Origin of the sequence: Streptomyces sp. (genome assembly GCF_031178505.1) — a bacterium.
Classification (GTDB): domain Bacteria; phylum Actinomycetota; class Actinomycetes; order Streptomycetales; family Streptomycetaceae; genus Streptomyces; species Streptomyces gulbargensis.
Window position 1 is genome coordinate 1 of the sequence record NZ_JAPSIW010000345.1, and the last position, 7,078, is coordinate 7,078.

Below are 7,078 nucleotides of genomic sequence, written 5' to 3' on the forward strand. Positions count from 1 at the left end.
GTCGGCGATCTGGTGCTCCCAGCCCTGGAAGACCGGCACCGGCACCGCCTCGGCCAGCAGTTCCTTGGTGAACTGCGCGTCGCCGCTGGACTCCTTGACGCCGATGACGCCCGGCAGGGCGCACACCTCGCGCAGCGCGGCCACGTCGAGGTCCATCTTGGAGACCGCGTTCTCGTGGTAGACGAAGACGGGCAGCGGGCTCTTGGCGATGATCTCGCGGAAGTGCTCGACCAGTGTGGGGCGGGGGGTGCCAGAGGCCGGGAACGGCGGCGGCACCACGATCGCGTCGGCGCCCAGGGCCTCGGCGAGCGCGGCCCGCGCCAGGATGCCGGCGGGCCGTCCGACCTCGACCCCGGCGAGAACCGGAGCGCCGTCGGCGTGCTCGACGGTCAGGTGCACGATGTCGATCCACTGCTTGAGGGAGAGTTTCCACCCCTCGCCGGTACTGAGCGCCGGCATGTATCCCGTGACCCTGCCCCGCAGGTCGGTCATCAGCCGGGCGACGCTCGACGCGCACACCTTGCGCTGCTCGTCGACTGGTGTGACCAGTGGCACCACCACGCCGCTGAGTCGCTTCAGCCGCTCCACGGCGGCGAACGGGTCGGCGGGGGCTTCAGACGGCGGCATGGTCGACCTCCAGGGTCAGGGACGTGCGGTAGAGAGTGTCGAGTACGTCGTCGGCGTCCTCGAAGCGCACCGAGGCGCCGGCCCGCAGCGGGGTGCTCACGGGCATCCCGTCGGCGGCGAGGGCGGTGAGGCGGGGATTGATGGTGACCAGTTCGCCCTCGCCGGCCAGCACGGACGCCAGCAGCATCCGTTCGCGCAGCTCCAGGCCATCGGCCCGGGCGGGCAGTTGGGCCAACGCCTGCCAGTCGGCGCAAGTGTAAGCCCGCCGACTGATCGGCATTATCGAGTGCAGCACGTCCATGAAGGGGTAGTAGGCGTCCTGCTCCTGGCGCGGATAACTCCACACGAGGTCGTCGCACCGGCCGACTTCCTCGTAGGTCATCACGATCGGTTGGTGCAGGTGTTCGGCGAAGAACGCGACGCAGGAGGCGCGCACCGCCGGATCGACGCTGTGCATCCCCATGAACAGCGTCGCGTCGACATAGACGTCACGCGCCATAGCTGTCCACCGCCTCGCGCAGGCGGGTGAGGGACTGCGCGAACTCCTGCGGGTCCCGGGCGAGCGCGATGCGGACGTAGCGTTCGCCGCGCTCCGGCTCGTTCCAGTAGAAGTAGGTGCCGGGCAGCACGTAGACCTCATACGCGGTCAGGTGCGCCTGGAGCTCGCTCGCCTTGATCGTGTCGTCGGTGATGCGGAACCACGCCACGCTGACGTTGACCGTGGGCTCCAGGTGCTCGAGAAGGCTGCCCTCCAAGGTCTTCAGGGCGGTCTCGCGGTTGCGGGTGATGACGTCGCGCACCGAGGCCATGCCGTCCTCGATGGAGTCCTCGACGTAGCGAGCGAGGAAGTTCAGGACGAACGGCGAGACGTCGAGCAGGACGCTGGTGTGGATGTTGTAGACGTCCTCGTGCAGGTCCCGGCTGCACGTGAGCAGGGCGCACTTGGCATCCTGCAGCGGCCAGGTCTTGCCGGTGTCCTCCAGGGCTATGTAGCGCACCCCCGAGGTGTCGAGGAGTTGGTAGAGGTCGAAGCGGCCGAAGCGCGGGTCGGCGAGGGCGAAGGCCGCGAAGCAGAGGTCGACGACGAAGAGCTTGTCGTGGTCGACGCAGTAGCGGATGACTTCCTCGAAGCCCTTCCGGCCGTGGCTGAGCAGCGAGAAGCCGGTGGGGTTGTTGGGGTCCACCAGGAAGAGCGCGTCGGTGGTGACGGCCTCGGCGAGGCGGTCGTAGATGCGGTCGGCGTCGTGCAGGGTGTCCTCAGGGATCGGCACCGGGTGGACGCCGACGTTGCGCAGGACGTCGGGCAGGTTGTCGAAGCAGGGCTCGACGAGGCTGACGCTGATCTCGTTGCGTCGCAGGTACATGCCCGCGACCAGGGTGGAGATGGAGGCCGCGTAGGAGAGCATCGTGCTCTCCGCACGGACGCTGTTCTGGCCGTGCAGCCGGAAGAAGACCTCCTTGAAGCGGTCCTCCAGGTCCGCCTGGCGGCTCTCCTCGGCCTCGTACCAGAGGGCGGGCAGCGCCTGGACGATCTCGCGCTGGCCAGGGGACTGCTGCTGGTGCGTGTGGGCGTCGGCGAGGTTGAACCGGGTCTTCAGTGCCTGGATCTCGTGCTGGGTGAGGTCGAGAAGGTGCTCGGTCACAGGATTCCTTGAGGAGGAGGGCGACGCGGACGGAGCCGGGGCGTGCCCGCACGGCACGGCGGCCGGGTCCGTTCGAAGGCGTCGGCGTCGGGAAGGGCGGTCGAGGTCTGCTCGGAAACGCGCGTCATCCGCGGGGAGGAGCCGGGCCCGCACCCGGCGTGTCCGCAACAGGGTTTACCTCAGAGGGTTTTGAACCTGGTGCGGCGTGACCACCGTGGCGTACGTTAGACGATGATCGATCATCGCTCAACCCTTCGCCCACCCCAGACCAGTTCCGACCGGAGTCCTCATGCCAGGTGAGCAAGTCCCCGAAGCCCCGGCGCCCGTCGTCTCGTTGAAACGCGTCCCCCTGAGCGAACAGGTGCGGCGCACCCTCCTCGACGGCCTGCTCAACGGCCGCTGGCGCCCCGGCGACCGCATCATCGAGCGGCACATCGCCCAGGAGCTCGACGTCAGCCATGGCCCGGTGCGAGAGGCGCTGCGCGACCTTCAGGCCATGCAGCTCGTGGACGTTCTGCCCAACAGGGGTGCCCGTGTACGTGAGCTGACCCCGGACTACCTCGCCTCGGTCTATCCGGTACGCGCCGCCCTGGAGCGCCTCGCCGGCCAGTTGGCGGTGCGCCGGCTCGGCGGGGACGTGTCGGAGCTGGAGCCGCATCTGGACCTGCTGCACCAGGCGGCGCGGGACGGTGACACCGACCTCCAGATCCACTGCGCGGTCGAGTTCCACCGGGAGATCGTCCGGTCCGCCGGCAATGAGGTGCTGCTGCGCAACTGGGAGTCCCTGGCCATCGAGCTGTGGACCCGCCTCTCCCTGAAGTGGCTGCGCACGCAACTGCACGAGAACGCCGAGGACCACATCGCCATCGTGGACGCCTTCCGACGCCAGGACCCCTACGTGGGACGCATGCTCGAACTGCACGTCCTGGAATACGCACACAAACCGATAGGAATGCCATGACCACCACTCCGCACCCGCGCGATCAGGTCGCGACGGGCACCATCACCGTGTTCTCCGACATTTGGTGCTCTTTCGCCCACGTGGCGCTGTACCGCCTGCACACGACGCGGGCCAGGCTCGGCCTCCAGGGCCGGGTCCGCTTCGACCACCGGGCCTTCCCGCTGGAGCTGTTCAACAACGGGCCGAGCCCCCGGCCGGGCACGGACTCCGAGGTCGGCGGGGTGGCGCACATCGAGCCGGACGCCGGCTGGCAGATGTGGCGGGCGGCGGACTGGAAGTTCCCCTCCTCCTCGCTGCCGGCGCTGGAAGCCGTCCAACTCGCCAAGAAGCAGGGCCTGGAGGCCTCCGAACGGCTCGACCTCGCGCTGCGCCGCGCCTTCTGGGCCCAGAGCCGGTCCATCGGAGCGCGCGCCGTGGTGCTGGAGGTGGCCGAGGAGACGGAGGGGGTCGACGCGGCCCTGGTCGCCGAAGGCCTGGACGACGGGCGAGCGCGCCACGCGATCACGCGGGACTTCGTGTGCGCCCGGGAGCACCGGGTCCAATGCAGTCCGCACCTGTATCTGCCCGATGCCTCAGACTGCGCCAACCCCGGTGTGACGGCCCGTTGGCACGGCAAGTACGGGACCGGGTTCCCGGAGGTGACGGGGAACGACCCCCTGGTCTATGAGGAGTTGCTCCGCCGCGCCGCCGACTGACGTGGGAGCCGCCCGCCCCCGGATCGTCGCTGATCCGCCACGGTCTCGCATCGTGAGAAATGATCGATCATCGCTCATTACTTATCAGTAAGTGTTGACCGTACCTATCGACGGCTCCTACGTTTTGAATCCCGGAAACGGTCTTCCGCATCACGAAATGCTGTACCTCGTAACAGCGCGGGATGCGGAAGCCGCGTCAGCAGAGAGCGCGTCGCCGCCTCCACCCATCGGCCGGACCACCCGTAATCCGGCCCCCTCACCGGGCTGCCACGACGAACCGTGGCGGCCCCGACTCCTTATCCAGGAAAGTGAAAGGGGATCACCCGTGTCCCAGCTCGACCAACTGCCCGACAAGGACCCGTCCGAAGTCGCCGAATGGTGCCAGTCCCTCGACGCGGCCGTCGGCTTCGGCGGCCCGCAGCGGGCCGTACAGCTTCTGCAGCGCGTCAACGAGCACGCGCGGCGCACCGGAATCGACCTTCCGCCGTTCCTGGAAACGCCCTACGTCAACACCATCCCCACCGCCGCCGAACCGCCCTACCCGGGCGACGAGGAGATGGAGCGGAAGATCACCGCGTGGAACCGCTGGAACGCGGCCGCGATGGTGACGCGGGGCAACCAGCGCGGCGGCCTCGGCGGACACATGGCCACCTTCGCCTCGGCGGCCTGGCTCTACGAGGTGGGCTTCCAGCACTTCTTCCGCGGCAAGCAGGCGGACGGCTCCGGTGACCAGCTCTACGTCCAGGGGCATGCCTCCCCCGGCGTCTACGCACGCGCCTTCCTCGACGGCCGCTTGAGCGAGGACCAGTTGGACCGCTTCCGCCAGGAGGCGGGAGGCGACGGTCTGCCCTCCTACCCCCACCCGCGCCGTCTCCCCTGGCTGTGGGAGTTCCCGACCGTCTCGATGGGCCTCGGCCCGCTGTCGGCGATCTACCAGGCGCGCTTCAACCGTTACCTCGCCGACCGCGGCATCAAGGACACCTCGCACTCCCACGTGTGGGCGTTCCTGGGCGACGGCGAGATGGACGAACCCGAGTCGACCGCGGCACTCGCGCTGGCCGCGCGGGAGGGTCTCGACAACCTCACCTTCGTCATCAACTGCAACCTCCAGCGCCTCGACGGCCCCGTACGCGGCAACTTCAAGATCGTGCAGGAACTGGAACGGCAGTTCCGCGCGGCCGGCTGGAACGTGGTCAAGTCCCTGTGGGGACAGGAGTGGGACGACCTGCTCGCCCAGGACACCGACGGTGCCCTGGTCCGCAGGCTCGGGAGTGTCCCCGACGGCCAGTTCCAGACCTTCGCCGCACGCGACGGCGCCTACATCCGCGAGCGGTTCCTCGCCGCGGACCCCGCCCTCGCCCCGCTCGCCGACCGCCTGAGCGACGCCCGTCTCGAAGAGATCGTCGGCACCTCGCGGGCCGGCCACGAGCCGCGCAAGGTCCACGCCGCCTACCGGGCTGCCCTGGAACACAAGGGCGCTCCGACGGTCGTCCTGGTCCAGACGGTCAAGGGCTGGACCCTTGGCCCCGGCTTCGAGTCGCGCAACGCCAACCACCAGATGAAGAAGCTCTCGGGCAAGGAGTTCCGCGCCATGCGGGACCTGCTCGATCTCCCCATCCCCGACAAGGCGCTGGACGACACCCTGGTGCCCTACTGGCACCCCGGAGCGGATTCCCCCGAGGTCAGGTACCTCCAGGAGCGTCGCGCCGCGCTCGGCGGCCCGGCACCGGCGCGCAAGATCGTCCAGAAGCCGCTGCCGCTGCCGTCCACGAAGCCCTTCGACGCGCTGAAGAAGGGCTCGGGCAGCCAGGAGATCGCGACGACGATGGCGTTCGTCCGGCTGGTGAAGGACCTGATGCGGGACAAGGAGACCGGCAGGCGGTGGGTGCCGATCGTCCCCGACGAGGCCCGCACCTTCGGCATGGAATCGCTGTTCCCCTCCGCCGGGATCTATTCCCCCGTGGGCCAGACCTATGACCCCGTCGACCGTGACCAGCTCCTCTACTACAAGGAGTCCAAGGACGGGCAGATCCTCAACGAGGGCATCACGGAGGCGGGATCGCTGGCCTCCCTGACGGCGGCGGCGACCTCGTACGCGACACACGCCGAGCCGATGATCCCCTTCTACATCTTCTACTCGATGTTCGGCTGGCAGCGCACGGCCGATCAGTTCTGGGCGCTGGGCGACCAGTTGGGCCGCGGCTTCGTCATCGGAGCGACGGCGGGCCGCACCACGATGACGGGCGAGGGGCTCCAGCACGCCGACGGGCACTCACATCTGATCGCCTCCACCAACCCGGCCGCGGTCAGCTATGACCCCGCGTTCGCGTACGAGGTGGCCGTCATCGTCCGCGAGGGGCTGCGCCGCATGTACGGCCCGGACGCCGAGGACGTCTTCTACTACCTCACCGTCTACAACGAGACGAAGCTCCAGCCGCCCATGCCGTCCGGCGAGGGCGTGGAAGAGGGCATCCTGCGCGGCCTCTACCGCTACCAGGAGGCCACGGACGCGGCCGCCGACGCGCCGCGCATCCAACTCCTCGCCTCCGGCACCGCCATCCACTGGGTCCTGGAGGCCCAAAGCCTCCTGAGCGAGGACTGGGGCGTCGCGGCCGACGTGTGGTCCGCCCCGTCCTGGACGGAGCTGCGCCGCGAGGCGCTGGACGCGGAGGCGGAGAACCTGCGCGCGGCCACCACGGGCGAGGGCTCGGGGGATCGGGTCCCCTACATCACGCGTGCGCTCGCCGGCGCTCCGGGGCCGGTGATCGCCGTGAGCGACTGGATGCGGGCGGTGCCCGACCAGATCAGTCCCTGGGTGGAACAGGACTGGATGTCCATCGGCACCGACGGGTACGGGCTCTCCGACAGCCGGGACAACGTCCGCCGTCACTTCGGCGTGGACGCCCCCTCCCTCGTGGTCGCCGCCCTCGCCACCCTCGCCCGGCGCGGCGAGGTCAAGCAGGAGACGGTACGGCAGGCCACCGTGCGCTACGGAGTGGAGGCATGAGCATGCCCGACGAGGTCATCACCCTGCCCGCGCTCGGTGAGTCCGTCACCGAGGGCACCGTCACCCGCTGGCTGAAGGAGGTCGGCGAGGAGGTCGCGGCCGACGAGCCCCTCCTTGAGGTCTCGACGGACAAGGTCGACACCGA

General features: G+C 69.2%; 6 protein-coding genes and 1 pseudogene. 4 read left to right on the forward strand and 3 right to left on the reverse strand.

What is annotated here, in order from left to right:
- The 3 genes from RIF68_RS21350 to RIF68_RS21360 all read right to left on the reverse strand — a co-directional run.
- A partial coding sequence (locus RIF68_RS21350; RefSeq protein WP_309052896.1) for a dihydrodipicolinate synthase family protein occupies positions 1-627 on the reverse strand: 627 nt, incomplete at its 3' end.
- Complete coding sequence (locus tag RIF68_RS21355; protein WP_309052897.1) at positions 614-1,126, reverse strand: DUF6190 family protein; 513 nt, start codon at positions 1,124-1,126, stop codon at positions 614-616. The genes RIF68_RS21350 and RIF68_RS21355, both read right to left, overlap by 14 nt.
- Positions 1,116-2,270, reverse strand: coding sequence for an aminotransferase class I/II-fold pyridoxal phosphate-dependent enzyme (locus RIF68_RS21360; protein ID WP_076681960.1), 1,155 nt, complete (start codon positions 2,268-2,270; stop codon positions 1,116-1,118). The genes RIF68_RS21355 and RIF68_RS21360 overlap by 11 nt, the downstream gene beginning before the upstream one ends.
- 289 nt (positions 2,271-2,559) lie before the next feature.
- On the opposite strand from RIF68_RS21360, the gene RIF68_RS21365 reads away from it, so the two are divergent.
- The 4 genes and pseudogenes from RIF68_RS21365 to RIF68_RS21380 form a co-directional block, all read left to right on the forward strand.
- The gene (locus RIF68_RS21365; RefSeq protein ID WP_076681958.1) at positions 2,560-3,231 is read left to right on the forward strand and encodes a GntR family transcriptional regulator; all 672 of its coding nucleotides are present in this window, start codon (positions 2,560-2,562) and stop codon (positions 3,229-3,231) included.
- A complete protein-coding gene (locus RIF68_RS21370; protein WP_076681956.1) occupies positions 3,228-3,926 on the forward strand; it encodes a DsbA family protein in 699 nt (232 codons plus the stop codon). Before RIF68_RS21365 ends, RIF68_RS21370 begins: the two co-directional genes overlap by 4 nt.
- Before the next feature lie 325 nt (positions 3,927-4,251).
- The gene (gene aceE, locus RIF68_RS21375) at positions 4,252-6,933 is read left to right on the forward strand and encodes a pyruvate dehydrogenase (acetyl-transferring), homodimeric type (RefSeq protein WP_309052898.1); all 2,682 of its coding nucleotides are present in this window, start codon (positions 4,252-4,254) and stop codon (positions 6,931-6,933) included.
- 17 nt (positions 6,934-6,950) lie between these two features.
- Positions 6,951-7,078, forward strand: a pseudogene (locus RIF68_RS21380) (biotin/lipoyl-containing protein); the annotation flags it as partial.

Excerpts from the sequence above, each read along its gene's own strand:
- RIF68_RS21355 (WP_309052897.1), bottom strand. The coding sequence starts at position 1,126 with ATGGCGCGTGACGTCTATGTCGACGCGACGCTGTTCATGGGGATGCAC.
- RIF68_RS21365 (WP_076681958.1), top strand. The coding sequence starts at position 2,560 with ATGCCAGGTGAGCAAGTCCCCGAAGCCCCGGCGCCCGTCGTCTCGTTG.
- RIF68_RS21370 (WP_076681956.1), top strand. The coding sequence starts at position 3,228 with ATGACCACCACTCCGCACCCGCGCGATCAGGTCGCGACGGGCACCATC.